Source organism: Mesorhizobium sp. LNJC394B00, assembly GCF_000502555.1.
Classification (GTDB): Bacteria; Pseudomonadota; Alphaproteobacteria; order Rhizobiales; family Rhizobiaceae; genus Mesorhizobium.
The window spans coordinates 52666-72140 of the sequence record NZ_AYWH01000006.1 but is presented as its reverse complement, the minus strand read 5'-3'; the positions used below and the strand labels follow the sequence as shown (position 1 = coordinate 72140).

Here is a 19475-nt window from a genome sequence, read left to right as displayed (position 1 = left end):
TGTAATTCTTATCGAGCCGTCAAACCTTTGTCGCCAAACAGCGGTCATCTGCTACCATAGTCGTAAAAGCATGTGACGGGAGGACAACATGGCGAGCGTGAAATCCGCAGCTAAGCCGAGGAAAACAGCCACTGCCGGGGTGAAACCCGACGGGAAGCCGGCCAGGCTCGCCGACTATCTGCTGGCCCGCGCGCCGGCCGAAGACATTGCCGCCTATGACGCCGCCGACCTGGAGCGCGCCGCCGACCTGGCAGGACGTGCGGTCGCCGCCCACAAGAAGGGCCAAAGTGTCGTCGCCGTCGATGCCGGGTCGGGCGTCTCCCGCGAGGGCCGCCCGATGACGATCATCACCGTCGTCAACGACAACATGCCGTTCCTGTTCGATTCGATCCTCGGCGAGATCACAGAAACTGCCGGCGAACCGACTTTGGTCACCCATCCGGTCATCGTCGTGCGTCACGGCAAGGCCGGCGTCGACGAGATCCTCGGCGACGGCAGCGCCCTCAAGGACGATGGCAATCACGACCGCCTGAGCGTCGTCCATGTCCATATTCCGCGCCTGACGGCGGAGCAGGCCGACGCGCTGGCCGACCGCCTGCGCAAGATGCTCAACCAGGTGCGCGCCGCCGTCAGCGACTGGAAGCCGATGCTCGCCCGTCTCGACCAGGCGATTTCCGAATTCCGCTATTCCGCCGTGCCGCTCGACAAGAAGAGCGTTGCCGAGGCCATCGCCTTCCTGGAATGGCTGCGCGACGACAATTTCACTTTCCTTGGCATGCGCGAGTTCAAATATTCCGGCGGCGCGGAGAGCGGCAATCTGGAGCGCGCCGACAAACCCGGTCTCGGCATCCTCGCCGACCCGGATGTGTTGGTGCTCAGGCGCGGCACCGAGGCGGTGACGACGACGCCTGAAATCCGCGCCTTCCTGCATGGGCCGGAGCCGCTAATCGTCACCAAGGCCAACGCCAAGTCGCTGGTGCACCGCCGCATCTATCTCGATTATATCGGCGTCAAAACCTATACCGCCAAGGGCACGCTTGCCGGTGAATTGCGCATGGTCGGCCTGTTCACCTCGACTGCCTACACGCGCTCGGTGATGAAAATCCCGTATCTGAGGTCAAAGGCCGAGACCATCATCGCCAAGTCCGGCTTCGACCGGCACGACCATTCCGGCAAGGCACTGATCAACGTTCTGGAGAGCTATCCGCGCGACGAGTTGTTCCAGGTCCCGGTGCCGGTCCTGAAAAAGCACGCCGCCGCCATTCTCGGCCTGGTCGAGCGGCCGCGGGTGCGGGCGCTGGTGCGCGCCGACCAGTTCGACCGCTTCGTCTCGATCCTCGTCTTCGTGCCGCGCGACCGCTATGACAGCGTCGTGCGCGAGAAGATCGGCACCTATCTCAAGACCGTCTTCGAGGGCCGTTTGTCGGCTTATTATCCGGCGTTTCCGGAGGGCGGGCTGGCGCGTGTGCATTTCATCATCGGCCGCTCGGGTGGCAAGACGCCGAAGGTCGAGCAGGCGGCGATCGAAGCGGCGATCCGCGATATCGTGCGAACCTGGGACGACGCGCTGGCCGAAGCCGCGGAAGCCGTCGGCGGCGATCCATCGCTGAAGGCGATCGCCGCGCGTCTGCCTGAGAGCTATCGCGATTCCTTCAGCGCGGCCATCGCGCTGAAGGATGCGGGGCGCATCGCCGGCATCAGCACCGCCAACCCGATCGCCATCGACTATTACCGCCATGCCGAGCAGAAACCGCATCAGGCAGCGCTGAAGATCTACCACCACGGCAGCCCGGTAGCGCTGTCGCGTCGCGTGCCGGTGCTGGAAAACATCGGCTTCCGCGTCATCAGCGAGCGCACCTTCGAGGTTGGCGAGGACGGCGGCGACACCGTCTTCGTCCACGACATGGAGCTGGAGAACAGCTACGGCAAGCCGATCGACCTCAGCGATGGCGGCGCGCTGTTCGAGGACGCGTTCCTGTCGGTCTGGCGCGGCGACATCGACAATGACAGCTATAACGGGCTTGCCCAGACCGCCGGCCTGTGGTCGGGCGAAGTCAGCATTCTGCGCGCCTATGGCCGCTACCTGCAGCAAGCCGGTATCCCGCAGAGCCAGGATTTCATCGCGGCCGCGCTCAACCGCTATCCCGACATTGCGCGCGGCCTGCATGCACTGTTCGTCGCTCGTCTCGGCCCGACCGCCGAGACGGAAGGCGTCGTCGCCGCCAAGCACCTCAAGGCCAAGATCAAGGACGCGCTGGAGGAAGTCCCTAACATCGATGACGACACCATCATCCGCCGCTATCTCAACCTGATCGAAGCCTCGTTGCGCACCAATCATTTCGTTGCGGGAACGAAGGCGCGGGGCCAGTCACTGGCGATCAAGCTGGACTCGCAAGCGGTCGATGGCCTGCCGGCGCCGCGGCCGTGGCGCGAGATCTTCGTCTATGGGTCCGAGGTCGAAGGCGTGCATCTGCGCTTCGGCCCGGTTGCGCGCGGCGGCCTGCGCTGGTCAGACCGCGCCCAGGATTACCGCACCGAGGTGCTCGGCCTGGTCAAGGCGCAGCAGGTCAAGAACGCCGTCATAGTGCCGGTCGGCGCCAAGGGCGGCTTCTATCCGAAGAAGCTGCCGATGAGCGCCGGCCGCGACGCCATCTTCGAGGCCGGCACCTCGGCCTACAAGAATTTCGTTTCCAGCCTGTTGTCGATTACCGACAATATCGGGCTGGACGGTGTCATCCCGCCGGCCGGCGTTGTCAGGCGCGACCCCGACGATCCCTATTTCGTCGTCGCCGCCGACAAGGGCACGGCGACCTTTTCCGACACCGCCAACGCCATCAGCGAAAGCCACGGCTTCTGGCTCGACGACGCCTTCGCCAGCGGCGGCTCGGCCGGTTACGACCACAAGAAGATGGGCATCACCGCCAAAGGCGCCTGGGAAGCGGTCAAGCGGCATTTCCGCGAGATCAACCGCGACATCCAGGCCACCCCGTTCACCGTCGTCGGCGTCGGCGACATGTCGGGCGACGTGTTCGGCAACGGCATGCTGCTGTCGCCGCAGACCAGGCTGATCGCCGCCTTCGACCATCGCGACATCTTCATCGATCCCGATCCAGACAGAGTGGCGTCGATGGCCGAGCGCGAGCGCATGTTCGCGCTGCCGCGTTCGTCCTGGCAGGACTATGACAAGACCAAACTGTCGGAAGGCGGCGTCATCGTCTCGCGCAGCCAGAAGTCGATCACGCTGCCTGCGGCAGCGGCGGCGGCGATTGGCCTCGCCAAGACCACCGCGACACCGGCCGAGATCATGACCGCCATCCTCAAGGCGAACGTCGACCTTCTGTGGTTCGGCGGCATCGGCACGTATTTACGGGCCTCGGGCGAAACCAATGCCGAAGTCGGCGACCGCGCCAATGACGCCATCCGCATCACCGCGCTCGATGTGCGGGCCAAAGTGATCGGTGAGGGCGCCAATCTCGGCGTCACGCAGCGTGCCCGCATCGAATTCGGCATGAATGGCGGTCGCTGCAACTCCGATGCCATCGACAATTCCGGCGGCGTCAACTGCTCCGACGTCGAGGTCAACATCAAGATCGCGCTGGCGTCCGCCATGCGCAAGGGATCGCTGACCCGGCCGGCGCGCAACAAGCTGCTGGCCGAGATGACCGACGAGGTCGCCGGCCTCGTGCTGTCCAACAATTACGAACAGACGCTGGCGCTTTCCATCGCCCGCAAGCGCGGCCTTGCTGACATCGCGCACCAGAGCCGGTTCATGGCGGCGCTGGAGGCTCGGGGCCTGCTCGACCGCGCTGTCGAGACGCTGCCGTCGCCGGCCGCCCTTGCCGAGCGCGAGGCGCGTGGCGAGCCGCTGACCCGGGCGGAGCTTGGCGTGCTGCTCGCCTATGCCAAGATCGTGCTGTTTTCCGACATCGTCGCCAGCGACGTGCCTGACGACGCGCATTTCGACCGCGACCTGATGGGCTATTTCCCTGACCGGATGACGAAGAAATATGCGGCCGAGATCCATGGCCACCGGCTGCGCCGCGAAATCATCGCCCGCGTCGTCGCCAACGATCTCGTCAATCGCGGCGGACCGTCATTCGTCAACCGGCTGCAGGAAGCCACGGGGTGCAGCGCGGCCGACGTGGTGCGCACCTTCGCCGTGGTGCGCGACGGCTTCGCGTTGCCGGCGCTCTATCGGGAGATCGATGCGCTGGACAGCCACATCGACGGCCAGGCGCAGCTCGATCTCTACCAGTCCGTCAGCCGGCTTATCTTCGTGACCAGCGGCTGGTATCTGAAGAACGATGCCGGCACCGCAGCGCTCGGCCAGCGCATTGCCGAACTGCAAGAGGCGCGCATGGCGCTGGAGCCGAAGCTGCTCTCGCTGCTGCCGGCCTTCTCGCGCGAGCGGGTCGAGGAGAGGCGGTATGGCCTGTTCAAGGCCGGCGCCCCGGAAAAGCTCGCCGGGCAGTTGGCAATGGCCGATGTGGCGGGACTGATCCCCGACATCGCACTGACGGCGCGCACGGCCAATGCCGACGTCGTCGCCTCGGCCAAGGTGTTCTTCGCCGTCAGCGATGCCTTCCGCATTCCGCGCGTCGAAGAGGCGGCGCGTTCAATCACGCCGTCGGACTATTACGACCAGCTGGCGCTGTCGCGCGCCACCGACACGATCGGCGCGGCGCGGCGCGGCATTGCGGTGGCGGCTCTCGCCGGTCATGCCGGGACGGCGGATCCTGTGGCGGCCTGGCTGGAAGCCGGCGGCGAGCGCGTGGCGCGCATCCGCGAGCGGCTGCAGGCGCTGACCGAAGGCGGGGATATCACCGTGTCCAGGCTGTCGGTGGCTTCGGGGCTGATGAGCGATCTGACGGGGATGTGAGGCTCGGGACTTTACCCTCCCCCTTGTGGGGAGGGTCGCTGCGAAGCAGCGGGGTGGGGGTGCGGCACCGANGGGGCGGCACCGACCCCCACCCGGACCTTCGGTCCGACCTCCCCACAAGGGGGAGGTAGGGGCGCGGCGCCTTTCTTCGCGTCTCTATGCAGGTAGACAGCGGCGACATCCAGGTGAGGGGCAGCGCGAATCTTTCGCGGTTTGCATGAGCATTCGAAACATGCAGACATGGCGCCCGACACGGGCGGTGCCGGGGGAATCATCATGGCGGCAGTAGAAACAGCGCAGCGGGCATCCGGGCGTGGCATCTGGGGGTGGATGTTCTTCGACTGGGCGGCGCAGCCGTTCTTCACCGTCGTCACCACTTTCATCTTCGGCCCTTATTTCGTCTCGCGTATGGCGAGCGATCCAGATACGGGCTTGGCTGTATGGGGCTATGGCATTGCTGCCGCCGGGTTGGTCATCGCTGTTTTGTCGCCGATCCTTGGCTCGATTGCCGACCAGACCGGCCCGCGCAAGCCCTGGATCGCGTTCTTCGCCGCGATCAAGATCGCCAGTCTCTGTCTGCTTTGGTTCGCGGCACCCGGATCAAACCTTTTTCTGATCGTGGCCTTGTTCTCGCTGGCTTCGGTGGCCGCCGAATTCTCGACCGTTTTCAACGATTCGATGATGCCGCGCCTGGTGCCGAAGAGCGAGATCGGAAGGATTTCCAACATCGCCTGGGGGCTTGGCTACCTCGGCGGAATGATCGCGCTGATCTTCGTCGTTGCGGTGATGGCGGGCACGCCGGAGACCGGCAAGACGATTCTCGGTCTCGACCCGCTCTTCGGGCTCGACCCGAAACTCGGCGAGGACGCGCGGGCCACCGGGCCGCTCTCGGCCGGCTGGTATTTCCTGTTCATCCTGCCGATGTTCTTCTTCACGCCGGATGCCATCAAAGGCATTCCGATAGGGCCGGCGGTACGGGAAGGCCTGTCGGAGCTGAAGTCGACGCTGACTGAAGTGCGCCAGCGCAAAGGCATCTTCCGCTTTCTGATCGCCCGCATGATCTACCAGGACGGCGTCAATGCGCTTCTGGCGCTGGGCGCGGCCTTCGCCGCCAAGATGTTCGGCTGGTCGATCACAGAGGTCGGGATGTTCGGGATCATCCTCAATGTCGTCGCCATATTTGGCTGCTGGGGCGCGGCTTTTCTGGATACCCGGCTCGGCTCGAAGGTCATTGTGATGATCTCGCTTGTACTGCTCAGCATCGCCACGATCGGCATCGTCTCGACCGGGCCGGGTTTCACGCTGCTCGGCGTTGTGCAGCTTCCCACCGCCGACTCAGGCGGTCTGTTCGGCACGGCGGCGGAAAAGGCTTACATTCTCTATGGTTTGCTGATCGGGGTTGCCTTCGGACCGGTGCAAGCCTCGTCGCGTTCCTACATGGCGCGCAGCGTCACCGCAGCCGAGTCCGGCCGCTATTTCGGCATCTATGCGCTGGCCGGACGGGCGACCAGTTTTCTGGCGCCGTTCATGGTGGCAACAGTTGGCTTGGTCAGCGGCTCCGATCGGCTCGGCATGGCGACAATCGTACTGTTTCTCGGCGTCGGCATAGCGATATTAATCAAGACGCCGTACCCGGCGGATCAGCCGGTGGAATAGCGCCGCACTTTTCCTTCTCCCCTTGTGGGAAAAGGCAGAGGCGCTCAATGCCTGAAATGCCTCACGCCGGTAAACACCATGGCGATGCCATGCGCGTCGGCAGCGGCGATAACGTCGTCGTCGCGCATCGAGCCGCCGGGCTGGATCACCGCCGTGGCGCCGGCTTCGATCGCGGATATGAGCCCGTCGGCGAAAGGGAAGAAAGCGTCGGAGGCGACCACCGAGCCCTTGGTCAACGGCTCCGCGAGGCCAGCTGCTTCCGCCGCGTCGAGCGCCTTGCGTGCGGCGATGCGCGAGGAATCGACGCGGCTCATCTGCCCGGCGCCGATGCCGACCGTGGCGCCGTCCTTGGCGTAAACGATGGCGTTCGACTTGACGTGCTTAGCGATGCGGAAAGCGAATTTGAGGTCGGCCATCTCGGCCGCCGTCGGCGCGCGCCTGGTCACCACCTTCAGTTCGAGATCGTCGACCACCGCGTTGTCGCGGCCCTGGACGAGCATGCCGCCAGCGACGGATTTCACAGTGATGCCGCCGGCGTGCGGATCGGGCAGACCGCCGGTGACCAGCAGTCGCAAATTCTTTTTGGCGGCGACGATGCGGACAGCGTCCTCCGACGCGTTCGGCGCAATGATCACCTCGGTGAAGGTTTTTACGATCTCCTGAGCCGCTTCGGCATCGAGGATGCGGTTCATGGCGACGATACCGCCAAAGGCCGAAACCGGGTCGCAGGCCAGCGCTCTCGCATAGGCAGCAGCCAGTGAAGCGCTCTCGGCGACGCCGCATGGATTGGCGTGCTTGATGATGGCGACCGCTGCACAGCGGTTCGGATCGAACTCGCCGACCAGCTCGAAGGCGGCATCGGTGTCGTTGATGTTGTTGTAGGACAGCTGCTTGCCCTGCAACTGGCGAGCCGTGGCGACCCCGGGCCGCTTGTCGCCATTGACGTAGAAGCCGGCGCTTTGATGCGGGTTCTCGCCATAGCGCATGACGCTTTCCAGCCTGCCGCCGAAGGTGCGCCAGGTCGGGTGCTCGATCTCAAGCGTTTCGGCGAACCAGCCGGAGATCGCCGCATCATAGCTGGCGGTGCGGGCAAAGGCCTTGGCCGCCAGCTTCTGGCGGAAATCCAGCGACAGCGAGCCGATGTTCATCTCCAGCGCGTTCAGCACCGAGGCGTAGTCGCCGGGATCGGTGACGATGGCGACATAGGCGTGATTCTTGGCCGAAGCGCGGATCATCGCCGGGCCGCCAATGTCGATGTTCTCGACAACAGCGGCATAGTCGGCGCCGGAACGGCGGACCTCCTCGAACGGGTAGAGATTGCAGACGAGCAGATCGATCGGCTCGATGCGGTGATCGTGCATCGCCTTGGCGTGTTCGGGATCGTCGCGCACGCCGAGCAGCGCGCCGTGCACCGACGGGTGCAGCGTCTTGACGCGGCCGTCCATGATCTCGGGAAAGCCGGTCAGTTCGGAAACGTCGCGCACGGCAAGGCCAGCTTCGGCGATCGCCTTTGCCGTGCCTCCGGTCGACACCAGCTCGACGCCGGCCGCGACCAGCCCTTTGGCGAAGTCGATCAGGCCGGTCTTGTCGAAGACGGAAAGCAGGGCGCGGCGGACCGGAACGAGGTCGGGTGCCGGAATGTTCTTGGCGGCGACGGCCATGGGCTGGCGGCCTTTCAGGGCTGATTGGAGAGCGTTGCCGGGCCGTAGCACATGAGGTCAGGAAATCAAGCCGGAAGCTCGATCAAGCCGGCGCCGGCAACGACGCTCAGCTGTTCTCGGGATAGCCGGCGATGCCGGTGCGCGTGAGCTGCCAATGCACCTCGGCGATCTCCGAGGCCTTGAAGGCGAGCACGATCTGGCGGCTGCGGCGCGGGCCGCCAAGGCCGGCGAAATAGATCGATTCCTCGACCTCCGGCACCACTTCGGTGCAGGTGAACACCCAGGTGTCGGCCTGGTCGGCGGTCAGCACCAGGCGGTCATGCTCGTCCTGCAAAAGGTTGATGTCAGGGTGGATGTGGAAGCGCACCACGACGAAGTCGCGGCCATTGTTGCGGATCGCCGCACCGCCTGGGCGGAGGAAGCGATCCCTGCCGGCGAGCACATTGCCCTCGCTCGACAGTTTCAGCTCGCGCTCATGCAGGAAGCCAAAGCGCTGCATATAGCCGTCATGGCGGGCGATGAAGCCTTGCGTGCCCTTCTGGTCGATGCGCTTGCAAGGCACATGCTGCGGGCCGCCGAGCAAGGGTGAGCCGAGCAGGTCGTTGACGCGCAGCGAATGGGAAAACCGCGCCGACGAGGTGTCGTTGATGGTGGCGGTCGAATGCGCCGCGGTGGCACGGGCCAGCGGCCGGAACTCGGCGGCGCCATAGGTGTCGATGCCGGCATTGACGATATAATGCTGGCGACCGGACGAGAGTTCGAAGGCCAGGCATCCGGCATGCGCGGCGTTGGACACATCGACGGCCGGCGACGGGCCGGTATCGGCAATCACCGTCACGCCGCCCATCGACAGGCGCTCATAGCCGGAATGCGGCGCATGCAGCAGTGGCGCACCGGCGGTGTCGTCGTGGCGCAAGATGGTGGCAATGCGGTCGTGGATGGTCGCGCCCATGCCGTTGAAGCGGGCGAGGCTGCCATCCTGATGGCGGAAGAAACGGAGCGCCGGCAGCATGCGGTCGATGGCGCCCATCAGGGCGGCCGGTGGCGTTTCGGCCTGGTTGGCATAGGTCTGGCGCAGCGGCAGGAGATCGGCGAGCAGTTCGAGCACCGCCATCGGGTTGCGCGAAATATGGCCGCCATCGGGAAGGATCTGCCGGTCGAGTTCTTCCGCCAGGTTGCGGGTGGCGCCGCGCAGTGCCGAGGCCGGCGCCGGCAGCGACAGCGCGGCGAAGGCAAGCGCGATGCGAGCGCGCAGCCTGTCCTTGCCGTCCGGCATTTCGCGCGCCATCGAGCGGAGATAGCGGATCTGCACGGCGAGCGATTTCAGGAAGGCGCGATAGAACGGAAATTCGGCCCCTTGTAGGACAACCGAGGAGTGTTGCAACCAGGCAATGACTCGCTTGGCGGTGGTGCCGGGCTCCCAGGCTATGCCGGAAATCTGGTTGCCATGCATGGCGATCCAGTCGGAGACAAGCGCGCGTGCATTGGCGGCGGCCAGCTCGGTGCCGGCGGCGCGCATATGGCGCAGCCAACGGAAACCGTGCAGCGTCTTCACCCAGCCGCGGTTGGCGACGTCGATCTGGAATGGTGACTTGCCGCCGGTCTCGACCAGATGTCCCGACAGCGGATAGCGGCCATAATAAATCTCGAGCGCGATCTGCGGATCGGCGAGCCTGAGGTCGGGCGGTGCAATCAGGACGCGTTCGGGCGTGCGCCCGGAATAGCGCCAGCGATAAACTGGCCCCGCGCGAAGGCGCCGGCGCGTCTTGCGCCAAAACTCCTTAGCGACAAGCGTCCACAGACGTGTCGTGCTGCCGGCAGCCAGTGCCAAAACCCCTCCTCGTCGCCTGGAGATAGAGCATGCTGTCGTCCGAAAACCGCGTCGCAGGTTTCGGCATCATGTTCCGGTACCCCAGCACAAGCTTATATGATTCAAGAACTTATGCGAAGTCGAATTCCGCCGACGTGAAGCGCCTCACGCTGCCGGCCACCGACCCACCCCGAAAAAATCAAGTGCTTCGCGGGGTTAAGCCTGGTAATCCGGCACTCACTTGCGGTTGTGGCGAGACCGAAATTCGCTGGGCGAACAGCTTTCGCGGTCGCGAAACAGACGGGAGAAATAGAAGGCGTCGTGGATGCCGACGGCGGCCGCAATGGACTCGATGGGCGAATCGGAGGCGGCCAGCATCTGTTTGGCGCGGTCGAGCCTCGTGCGCAGTTGGAAGGCCTTGGGCGACATGCCGGCTGCCCGCGCAAATCTGCGCCGCAAGGTTGCCGGCGACATCGAGAATTTCGCGGCGAAGGCATCGAGATCCACCGGGTCGCACGCGCAGCGGCGCAATTCGTCGATGATGGGCTGCATGTCAGCGGCATCCTGGAGGCTGGGGTTTCGTTGACGGTTGTTCCAATCCATTGCCTGGCGGGCAGCACGCACGACGATGCGATGCATCGTGGCGGCGGCTTCTGCCTGGCTCAGCATCGTATCGAGCGACAGCTCACCATGCAGCCTGTCGAACAGCCGCTGCATTTTGCCGAGGTCGCGCAAGGGGACGACAGGGGCGTCCTCGGCGATCAGCCGCAGCCGGGTGAAATCGCGTATCAAGGCGCCGTCGAAGAGCGCCCAGCGTTCGAGCCATCCCGATGCATCCGGCCCGTAGGAATGCATCCTCCCGGGAAGCAGCCAGAACAGGGCCGGCGCTCGGATCGTCTGCATGCCGGCTGTCATGGTTTCAAGCCAGCCTTGACCATCCTCAATCAGCACCACGGCGAATTCCGGCAATTTGCGCGCTTGGATCGCCTGCGTGACGCGATGCCGACCAATCCCTGTAACCGACAGGCCGCCGGCCGCGGCCGGTGCGGATCTGTAGAGCGCGTAAGGGTGATCGTTCATGAGCGAAAAGTCCATGGCTTCGTTCCGTCCATGGGCGAGCGTGCGAACAGTATGGCATTTCCAGCTAAGGATGGAAAATCGCAGGTGGCTGAAATGTCAAGCTCAACAGGTGGCACGCAACGACGGAGTCCTGTTGCGTCAATCGATCTGAACGCCAACGGCAAGACATTATCGATGGCGCCGAACCGGTTGGGTCATCTCGTGCCAACCGACGCCGGGGTCGGCATCGATGCCATTCGCGGCCTCCTTGCCGAGCAAGGCTATGTCTGGCTGAAAAGTATGCTGCCGCGCCGCGACGTCATCGATTTTCGCGGCTGGGTGTTTTCATATCTGGCCGACACCGGCTTGCTGCAGCCCGGGTCCGATCCCGCGCTTGGCCTGGCGGCGGCCGCCGGCACGTTCGACCGTCAGCTCGCCGATCGCCGGTTGATGGCGCTAGTTCGCTCCACCGCCTATGAAGGGTTCTGCGCACAGCCCCTGATGGCTCGGCTGATGGATGCGTTCGTCGGCGGGCTGTCCTATTTGCACAAGCGCAAGATCATGCGTTTCACCCAACCGGGCACCACTGTGGCGACGCCGGCGCATTACGACCTCGTCTATCTGCGCGGCGGCACCAGCCGCATCGTCACGGCCTGGATCCCGATCGGCGACGTTCCCGTCGACATGGGCGGCCTGGTCTATCTCGAGGGATCGCACGCCATCGGCCTCGACATGGAGGCCCGGTTCGCCAGGGAAAATGCCGGGCTGAGCCCGCAGGAGCGCATCAGCGCCTACAACCGGAACATGAGCGAGGGCGGCTGGGTGTCGAAGGACCTGCCCGACATGGCGGAGCGGTTCGATACACGCTGGCTGATCGCGGATTTCGAGGCCGGCGATGTCGTCCTCCACTCGCCCTACATGATCCACGCCTCGACGACCAACCAGAGCGCGGAGGGGCGTATCCGGCTCTCCACCGATATCCGCTACCAGAATGTCGATGATGAGATCGATGCAAGGTGGGGGAAGCACTGGTCCCTGGACGACATGCTTTAGGGGGCGCAGCCGTTCGGGATTAGTCGAGGCATTCGCACTTCGTCATCCCAGGGCGAAGCAGGAGCGAAGCTCCGTCGCGGAGGCCCTGGGATCCATTCCGTGACCTTGGCCGTGGGTTGCAGCGGAGCAGATTCTGCGTCGTAGCGGCGCTCATGTGTCGCGGCATGGCATCCTCGGGTCTGCGCTGCGTCGCTACGCTCCTTGCTCCGCCCGTGGATGACGAAGTCACGAAGGGCTGCGGCTCTGCCGACAAAATCCTAGGCGACACGTCGCATGCGGGCGGCGAAGAAGCCGTCCAGGCCGGAAACCCCTGGCGAACCAAGGTCAAGATCGGCGGGTGTGGTGCGCAGCGTGCCTTGCGGGGTCAGGAAGGCGTCGATGCCGGCGATTTCGCCGGGCTGCAGTGGATCGTCGGCGACGGTTTTGTTGCCGGCCAGAAAGACGCGATACAGATCCTCGCCTTCGATCGGGTCCAGCGAACAGTTGGAAAAAACAATCCGGCCGCCCGGTTTGACCAAAGTGACGGCGCGGGCGAGCAGCTTTGCTTGCAGATCGGCCAGCTTTTCGACGTCGGCTGCCGTCTTGGTCCATGGCACGTCCGGGTGGCGCCGAACCGTGCCGGTGGAAGAGCAGGGCGCGTCGAGCAGGACGGCGTCGAGAAGCTCCGCCGGCTGGTATTTCAGCAGATCGGCCTGCACGATCTCGGCGGACAGCCCAAGCCGTTCGAGGTTCTGCGTCAGCCGCGCCAGCCGGTTCTTCGAGGTGTCCAAGGCGGTGACTTTGGCGCCGGCAAGGATAAGCTGAGCGGTCTTGCCGCCGGGGGCGGCGCAGAGGTCGGCGACGCGTAATTCTTTGACATCGCCGAACAGCCGCGCCGGAAAACTGGCGGCGGCGTCCTGGACCCACCATGCGCCTTCGCTGAAGCCCGGCAGTTCGGTGACGGAGGCGCTGAGCTTTTCCACTCGCACCGTGCCGGTCGGCAGCACGATGCCGCCGAGCTTTTCGGCCCACGATTCGGGATCGGCCTTGACCGTGAAATCCACCGGCGCCTCAACGCGATGCGCCGCCAGGATCTGTCTGGTCATCTCGGCGCCATAGGCGGCCTTCAGCCGGTCGGAGAACCATTTTGGCGCCTCATCGGTGGCGGCAAGAGCGGCAGGCAGTTCGGCCTCCTTGGCGCGCGCCAAAGTGCGCAGCACGCCGTTGACGAGGCCGGAAAAGCGCTGCGTGCGTGGGTCCGACTTGGCGTGGGTCACAGCCAAATCGACGGCGGCGCTGTCGGGGATGTCGAGGAACAGGATCTGCGCCGCCGCAACATGCAGGATGTGCAACAAAGCTGTGGCGTTGGGCGGCAGCGGCTTTTCAAGGCGGCGGGCGAGGAGCCCGGCAATGGTCATGCGGTAGCGCAGCGCGGTCACCAGTATGGCGCGCACCAGGCCGCGGTCGCGCAGGTCGAGCACCTTGTATTGCGGATGGCCGTTCTCGTGGTCCGTCAGCCCGTCGAGCGGCGTTTTGGCGTCGATAACGGCGGCCAGGAGCCGCGCCGCTGCCTTGCGCGCGGCGAGGCCGGCGACGAATTCGTCCGAGCTGTTTTCGCGAACGCCTGAATGTGCGAGCCGGGGTCTGGCGCCGCTCACGACCACGGACCTTTGGGTCCGGTCGGGTTGCGGCCCCACGGATTGGCTTTCGGCTTGGCCGGTTTGGTCGGCGGCGTGGGCCGTGCTGCCTTGCCCCACGGACCTTGCTCGGCATCGGCCGGCAATTCTTCGATCGGCTCTGGCGTCGGCGCCTGGCGCGGCGCCGGCTGGCGGCCTGCCATGTCGCGCGCCATCGCCTGCAGCGCGGCGATGCGGTTGTCGGTGTTCGGGTGGGTCGAAAACAGGCTGTCCATGCGCTCGCCGTGAAGAGGATTGATGATGAAGAGATGCGCGGTCGCGGGATTGCGTTCGGCATCCGGGTTGCGGATGCGTTCGGCGCCGCGGGCGATCTTGTCAAGCGCCGATGCCAGCCAAAGCGGATTTCCAACGATTTCGGCGCCGCGCCGGTCGGCCTCGTATTCGCGGGTGCGGCTGACCGCCATCTGCACGATCATGGCGGCGAAGGGCGCGACAAGCATCGCCACCAGCACGCCAACAAAGCCGAACGGGTTGTTGTTGTCGCGGCTGCCGCCGAAGAAGAAGGCGAAATTGCCGAGCATCGAGATGGCGCCGGCGAGTGTTGCGACAATGGTCATGGTCAGCGTGTCGCGATGCTGGATGTGGGCCAGCTCATGCGCCATGACTGCCGCCACCTCCTCATGCGAAAGGCGCTCCAGCAGCCCGGTCGAGGCCGCGACCGCGGAGTTCTCGGGATTGCGGCCGGTGGCGAAGGCGTTCGGCTGCGGATTGTCGATCAGATAGGTCTTGGGCATCGGCAGGCCGGCCTGCTTGGCCAGCGCCTCGACGATGGCGTGGAATTCGGGGGCGTTCCTGGCATCGACCTCGACGGCGTGGTTCATCGACAGCACCATCTTGTCGGCATTCCAGTAGCTGAACAGATTGGTGCCCGCGGCGACCAGGAAGGCGATCATCATGCCGCCGGTGCCGCCGATCAGAAAACCGACGCCCATGAACAGCGCCGTCATCGCGGCCAGAAGCATGGTGGTGCGTAGCGTGCTCATCATCTGCTCCCTGTGCGGCCGTGGCAAAAAAAGGTCGATCGGGGTGAACTCATGGCTATATGATGGGAAATGCCGCCCTTCGTTTCAATCCGCCCGGACTATCGCATGACCGACCAACCCAGCAAAGCTGATGCCGACCGGGAGAAGGACCTGACGCCGGCGGCCAGCCGAGCGCTGGCTGAAGCCGAGGCGCGCCGTGAAGCGTATCGCCAGAAGGAAGCTGCGTTGCCGAAGGAAATCGGCGGCCGCGGCGGCAAGGAACCCGGCCGCTACGGCGACTGGGAAGTGAAGGGACTGGCTAGCGATTTCTAGGGGTTCAGGAACGGAAGAACTGGGGAACTGGTGAACTGAAGAGTTGAAGAAAAAGGCGCATAGCAGTCCTCCAGTCCTCCAGTCCTCCAGTCCTCCAGTCCTCCAGTCCTCCAGTCCTCCAGTCCTCCAGTCCTCCAGTCCTCCAGTCCTCCAGTCCTCCAGTCCTCCAGTCCTCCAGTCCTCCAGTCCTCCAGTCCTCCAGTTCCTCAGGCCGCGCTGCGCTGTGCTCCCAGCGTCATCCAGCCGCTGTCATCGATGGCGATAGAGACGGTTTCGTAGCCGCTAATCGAATTGTGCTGAGTCGTCGTTGGATACTGGTGAGTGGCGCTGATCACCATCACCGACGCGCCCGCTGCTTCCGCCGCAGCGATACCGGCCGGTGCGTCCTCGAAGACCAGACAGTCGCCGATATCGACGCCGAGCCGTTTTGCCGCCAGCAGGAAACAGTCGGGCGCCGGTTTGCCGTGCGACACATCCTCGGCCGCAACCACCAAGGCGGGAACCGGGATGCCGGCGGCCCGCATGCGCAGCAGCGCCAACGGGCGCGGCGCCGAGGTGACGATCGCCCAGCGCTCTGGCGGCAAAGCGTTGAGGAACGGCACGGCGCCGGCGATCGGCAGCACGCCTTCGACATCGTCCGACTCGGCCTGCAACAGCACAAACGCCTCATGAACAGGGTCGACGCCGGGAAGCGCCAGGCTGGTGATGGTCTCGACGGCCCGCACGCCGTGGATCGTCGGCAGGAAGGCTTCGACGTCGAGACCTTGCTTAAGCGCCCACGCCGCCCAGACGCGCTCGGCCGAGGCGATCGAATTGAGCACCGTGCCATCCATATCGAACAGGAACGCGGCGAATTTTCTGCCTGCAAACATCAGGTTTTCCACGGGGTTAGGGATCGTTTCGGGAGGGTCAAAACATGTCGTGCGACCGTAACGTCGCCACGCCTGCCTGGGAAGCTGCGGGAGAGCCTTTTCGATAGTTCCAGGGAACCATGGTCCCGCCTCTGGCGTTTTGAGCATACTGTTTTCCACGGGATCGAAGGGGCAATCATTGTGCTGATCCGGCTCGGCTACGAAATCGCCATTGAATGCGTCGGCGCCACGCCGGTCATCTCGCTGCTTGATATCCACAGGGATCGTCAGGCCGACATCAAACGGCAGACGCGCGTGCTGACGTCGCCTTCGGTGCCGAGCAAGGTCTATCACGATCTGTTCGGCAATACCTGCCGCCGCTTCACCGCACCCGCCGGCAGTTTCCGCATTCTCTATGACGCAGCCGTCGAGGACAGCGGGGAGCCTGACGCGGTCAACACGCTGGCCAGGGAAGTGCCGGTGGCGGAACTGCCGGACGATGTGCTCGGCTACCTCCTCGGCAGCCGCTATTGCGAGACCGATCATCTGAGCAGTCTGGCCTGGCAGCTTTTCGGCCATGTTCCCTCCGGCTGGGCGCGGGTGCAGGCGATCGTCGACTATGTCCACAACCGGCTGTCCTTCGGCTATGGCTATGCGCGGTCGACGCGCACCGCAGCCCAAGCGCATGAGGAGCAGGTTGGTGTATGCCGCGACTTCGCCCATCTGGCGATCACGCTCTGCCGCTGCATGAACATCCCGGCCCGCTATGTGAACGGTTATCTCGGCGACATCGGCGTACCGGCCGACCCGGCGCCGATGGATTTTTCGGCCTGGATGGAAGTGTTCCTCGACGGCAAATGGTACACGTTCGACCCGCGTCATAATCGTCCGAGGATAGGCCGCGTCGTCATCGCGCGCGGTCGTGATGCCACGGATGTCCCGCTGCTGCACAGCTTCGGCCCGCACCAACTTTCGCTGTTCAAGGTCTGGACCTACGAGCAGGAAGGCAATCTGTTCAACCCGCCCTATCACGGCGTCGACAAGACGGTGAGCGCGCGGATGCTGGCGTGACCGGATTCTGATCCGCTTCGACACACAATCCGGAAATGGAAAAGGCCGCCGCTTCTTGACGAAGCCGGCGGCCTTCCGTGTTTCCGTCCGTGGCGCGGCCAATGGCGGCGACCGAGGTCACCCGCCGCGCTTATCGCGCCTTAACGGGAAGACTGCTTCCCGAAAGTGCAATCCGCTGAGGCCACGTTCTGGAAAACGAAATCACTCGACATCGGATCACCTCCTTTCGATTTGTTGAACACGTACAGATGATGGGGTGCGTTGCAGCAAAAAACAAGATGCCGATTTGAAATAGCTGGCGAGCCGCCTTTTGCGCCGGGTTGCGAAGAGCCGCGCGGGCGGGCAAAATCCATGCAAGGTGGATTGTCAGGACTCGGGAGGATTGCCATGGAGGCAGCCGAGAAGGCCGCGCGCATCGTGCGAACGGTGATCGAAACGCTGAAGCCGGGTTTTGCGGTCAAGCTGTGGACCGGCGAGCGGATCGGTCCCGCCACCGGGCCCGTGCTCACTATCAACGACCAGGACATCGTCTGGCAGGTGGTGAAGCGGCCATCACTGTCGACGCTGATCGAGATGTGGATTTCCAAGACGATAGACATCGAAGACGGGACGATTTTCGATTTTTATGCACTGCCGTCGCAAGGCAAGCTCAGGACCAAGCTCAAGTCGCTGCCGAAGCTGGCGATCCTGCGCGACCTGCCGGCGGTGCTCCTGTCACGCAAGCAGATGAGTGCACGCACCGATCTGTCGGGTCGCAACCCCTATGTCAGCGGGTCGAGCCAGGAGGCGATCCAGCATCACTACGACATTTCGAATGCCTTTTACCGGCTCTTCCTCGACGAGCGCATGGTCTACAGCTGCGGCTACTTTACGGATTTCGCCAATGGCATCGACCAGGCGCAGGCCGACAAGCTCGACCATATCTGCCGCAAGCTCAGGCTGAAATCGGGCGAAAAGCTGCTCGACATCGGCTGCGGCTGGGGCGCCATGCTGATCCATGCGGCCAAAAATTACGGCGTCGTCGGCCATGGCGTGTCGCTGTCGCAGGCGCAGACCGATCTCGCCCGCGAGCGCATCCGCGCCGAAGGGCTGCAGGACCGCATCACCATCGAGATCAAATCCTATGCGGAACTCAAAGGCTCCTTCGACAAGATATCGTCGATCGGCATGTTCGAGCATCTCGGCCTCGCCAACCACGCCAGCTATTTCAAGACCATCCATCGCTTGCTGAAGCCCGGCGGCATCTATCTGCACCACGCCATCACCAGGCGAAGCAAGGGCGACTTGAAGAAAACCTTGCGCAAGGGGCCGGAGTTCAAGGCGCTGCTCAAATACATTTTCCCCGGCGGGGAACTCGACACGATCGGCATGACGCTGGGCAATCTGGAGGCGCATGGCTTCCTGGTCTACGACGTCGAGAATCTGCGCGAGCACTATGCGCGCACCTGCCGGCTGTGGGCCCAGCGGCTACAGGCTCGCTTCGACGAGGCGGTCGCCGAAGTCGGCGAGGCCAAGGCACGGCTGTGGCTGCTTTATCTCACCGGCTGCTCGATCACCTTCGAGCGCGCCTCGGCGCAGATTTTTCAGACCGTCGTCACCAAACGGGCACGCGGCCCGAGCGGGCTGCCGCCGACACGGGCGGATCTGTATCGGTAGGGATAGGATTCGGGGCCGAACCCCACGCTTTCCAAGGTCTGCGATTCGCTGCCTCGCGGTAGAGGCCTACACGAACCGCATCGGCGCGCCGATCTCGACACGGGCAGGCCTGTCCACAGTGCAATAGACGCCGAGATTATGGGCGTTGTGGCGGACCAGATTGCGCAGGATGCCGGGATCGTGGTCGAAGCCGTCCTGGCTGATGATGGTGAAGCCGCAGCGGCGGCACGGCTCCGAGACGGTCACCAGCAGGTCGCCGATGGCAAGCTTGCGGCCAATCCATTCGGTCTCGGGAAACGAGCCTTCGACCGCCGCCATGTCGACGACGATGTTGGGGCGGAAGCGGCGCGGATCGGGAATGCCTTCGGGGTGCAGCGCCTTGAGCCGGGCCAGCGATGCGGTGGTCAAGAGATGGATCGGCGCTTTGCGGTAGCGCGCCGCGGTCAGCGGGCCGGTGTAGCCGGGAGCGTTGTCCTGGCTGAACGGCCGGATCGAGGCGGCGAAGCCGAGATAGGCCGAGATGGCTTGGTCGCATTCCACACCCGGCACTGCCAGCCAGTCGCCGTCGGGAACGGCGATCTCCAGCTTGCGGTCCTTGCTCAGCCGGGTGCGGATGCGCGGCACCTTGTGCCACTTGGCGTCGCGGTCGGGCCGCGCGATCTCATTGTCCGAGACATCGACAAGGCCGAACAGCCGGTCGCCGTCGATGGTTTCAAGGCCGACCGAAATGGCGTCCTGGCGTTCGCCGGCAAGCGAACTTGCAGGGTAACGCCAGAGCTCCGTGACTGCGCCCAGTGCAGCCATCAAA

General features: G+C 64.5%; 13 protein-coding genes. 6 read left to right on the top strand and 7 right to left on the bottom strand.

Annotation, left to right across the window (positions count from 1 at the left end; genetic code table 11):
* The first annotated feature begins 88 nt into the window (after positions 1-88).
* Positions 89-4879, top strand: a complete 4791-nt coding sequence (locus X751_RS144370; protein WP_023745358.1) for an NAD-glutamate dehydrogenase — start codon at positions 89-91, stop codon at positions 4877-4879.
* Between the two features lie 276 nt (positions 4880-5155).
* Positions 5156-6535 carry an MFS transporter gene (locus X751_RS144375; RefSeq protein ID WP_031247146.1) on the top strand — a complete coding sequence of 460 codons (1380 nt, stop codon included), beginning with the start codon at positions 5156-5158 and terminating at the stop codon, positions 6533-6535.
* Between the two features lie 44 nt (positions 6536-6579).
* On the opposite strand, the gene purH is transcribed toward X751_RS144375, so the two are convergent.
* From purH to X751_RS144390, 3 genes are all read right to left on the bottom strand, one after another.
* On the bottom strand, positions 6580-8196 hold the full coding sequence (gene purH / locus X751_RS144380) for a bifunctional phosphoribosylaminoimidazolecarboxamide formyltransferase/IMP cyclohydrolase (protein WP_023745356.1): 1617 nt from the start codon (positions 8194-8196) through the stop codon (positions 6580-6582).
* Positions 8197-8302: 106 nt separating this feature from the next.
* Entirely contained in the window at positions 8303-10027 is a 1725-nt protein-coding gene (locus tag X751_RS144385; protein WP_023693200.1) for a heparinase II/III family protein, read from the bottom strand.
* Positions 10028-10243: 216 nt separating this feature from the next.
* Positions 10244-11086: an AraC family transcriptional regulator gene (locus X751_RS144390; protein ID WP_023745355.1), complete on the bottom strand. Its 843-nt coding sequence runs from the start codon at positions 11084-11086 to the stop codon at positions 10244-10246.
* A 93-nt stretch (positions 11087-11179) separates the two neighbouring features.
* On the opposite strand from X751_RS144390, the gene X751_RS144395 reads away from it, so the two are divergent.
* The gene (locus tag X751_RS144395) at positions 11180-12118 is read left to right on the top strand and encodes a phytanoyl-CoA dioxygenase family protein (protein WP_023745354.1); all 939 of its coding nucleotides are present in this window, start codon (positions 11180-11182) and stop codon (positions 12116-12118) included.
* A 257-nt stretch (positions 12119-12375) separates the two neighbouring features.
* Here X751_RS144395 and X751_RS144400 read toward each other — a convergent pair whose 3' ends face one another.
* Together X751_RS144400 and htpX are read right to left on the bottom strand one after the other, a co-directional pair.
* Positions 12376-13755, bottom strand: a complete 1380-nt coding sequence (locus X751_RS144400; protein WP_245265799.1) for an RsmB/NOP family class I SAM-dependent RNA methyltransferase — start codon at positions 13753-13755, stop codon at positions 12376-12378.
* Positions 13752-14777 (bottom strand): zinc metalloprotease HtpX, encoded by a 1026-nt coding sequence (gene htpX, locus X751_RS144405; RefSeq protein ID WP_023745352.1) that lies wholly within the window; start codon positions 14775-14777, stop codon positions 13752-13754. The genes X751_RS144400 and htpX overlap by 4 nt, the downstream gene beginning before the upstream one ends.
* A gap of 105 nt (positions 14778-14882) precedes the next feature.
* Between htpX and X751_RS144410 the strand changes: the two genes are divergently transcribed.
* The gene (locus X751_RS144410; protein ID WP_023688862.1) at positions 14883-15089 is read left to right on the top strand and encodes a DUF1674 domain-containing protein; all 207 of its coding nucleotides are present in this window, start codon (positions 14883-14885) and stop codon (positions 15087-15089) included.
* A 206-nt stretch (positions 15090-15295) separates the two neighbouring features.
* On the opposite strand, the gene X751_RS144415 is transcribed toward X751_RS144410, so the two are convergent.
* Entirely contained in the window at positions 15296-15961 is a 666-nt protein-coding gene (locus X751_RS144415) for an HAD-IA family hydrolase (protein ID WP_023745351.1), read from the bottom strand.
* 180 nt (positions 15962-16141) lie between these two features.
* On the opposite strand from X751_RS144415, the gene X751_RS144420 reads away from it, so the two are divergent.
* Both X751_RS144420 and X751_RS144425 read left to right on the top strand, forming a co-directional pair.
* Positions 16142-17011 carry a transglutaminase family protein gene (locus X751_RS144420; protein WP_023693194.1) on the top strand — a complete coding sequence of 290 codons (870 nt, stop codon included), beginning with the start codon at positions 16142-16144 and terminating at the stop codon, positions 17009-17011.
* A 387-nt stretch (positions 17012-17398) separates the two neighbouring features.
* On the top strand, positions 17399-18667 hold the full coding sequence (locus X751_RS144425) for a cyclopropane-fatty-acyl-phospholipid synthase family protein (RefSeq protein ID WP_023745350.1): 1269 nt from the start codon (positions 17399-17401) through the stop codon (positions 18665-18667).
* Positions 18668-18733: 66 nt separating this feature from the next.
* Here X751_RS144425 and X751_RS144430 read toward each other — a convergent pair whose 3' ends face one another.
* Entirely contained in the window at positions 18734-19471 is a 738-nt protein-coding gene (locus X751_RS144430; RefSeq protein WP_023745349.1) for an MOSC domain-containing protein, read from the bottom strand.
* Between the last annotated feature and the right edge of the window lie 4 nt (positions 19472-19475).

Excerpts from the sequence above, each read along its gene's own strand:
- X751_RS144410 (WP_023688862.1), top strand. The coding sequence starts at position 14,883 with ATGACCGACCAACCCAGCAAAGCTGATGCCGACCGGGAGAAGGACCTG.
- X751_RS144430 (WP_023745349.1), bottom strand. The coding sequence starts at position 19,471 with ATGGCTGCACTGGGCGCAGTCACGGAGCTCTGGCGTTACCCTGCAAGT.
- X751_RS144390 (WP_023745355.1), bottom strand. The coding sequence starts at position 11,086 with ATGAACGATCACCCTTACGCGCTCTACAGATCCGCACCGGCCGCGGCC.
- purH (WP_023745356.1), bottom strand. The coding sequence starts at position 8,196 with ATGGCCGTCGCCGCCAAGAACATTCCGGCACCCGACCTCGTTCCGGTC.
- X751_RS144395 (WP_023745354.1), top strand. The coding sequence starts at position 11,180 with ATGTCAAGCTCAACAGGTGGCACGCAACGACGGAGTCCTGTTGCGTCA.
- X751_RS144370 (WP_023745358.1), top strand. The coding sequence starts at position 89 with ATGGCGAGCGTGAAATCCGCAGCTAAGCCGAGGAAAACAGCCACTGCC.
- X751_RS144425 (WP_023745350.1), top strand. The coding sequence starts at position 17,399 with ATGGAGGCAGCCGAGAAGGCCGCGCGCATCGTGCGAACGGTGATCGAA.
- X751_RS144415 (WP_023745351.1), bottom strand. The coding sequence starts at position 15,961 with ATGTTTGCAGGCAGAAAATTCGCCGCGTTCCTGTTCGATATGGATGGC.
- X751_RS144375 (WP_031247146.1), top strand. The coding sequence starts at position 5,156 with ATGGCGGCAGTAGAAACAGCGCAGCGGGCATCCGGGCGTGGCATCTGG.
- htpX (WP_023745352.1), bottom strand. The coding sequence starts at position 14,777 with ATGAGCACGCTACGCACCACCATGCTTCTGGCCGCGATGACGGCGCTG.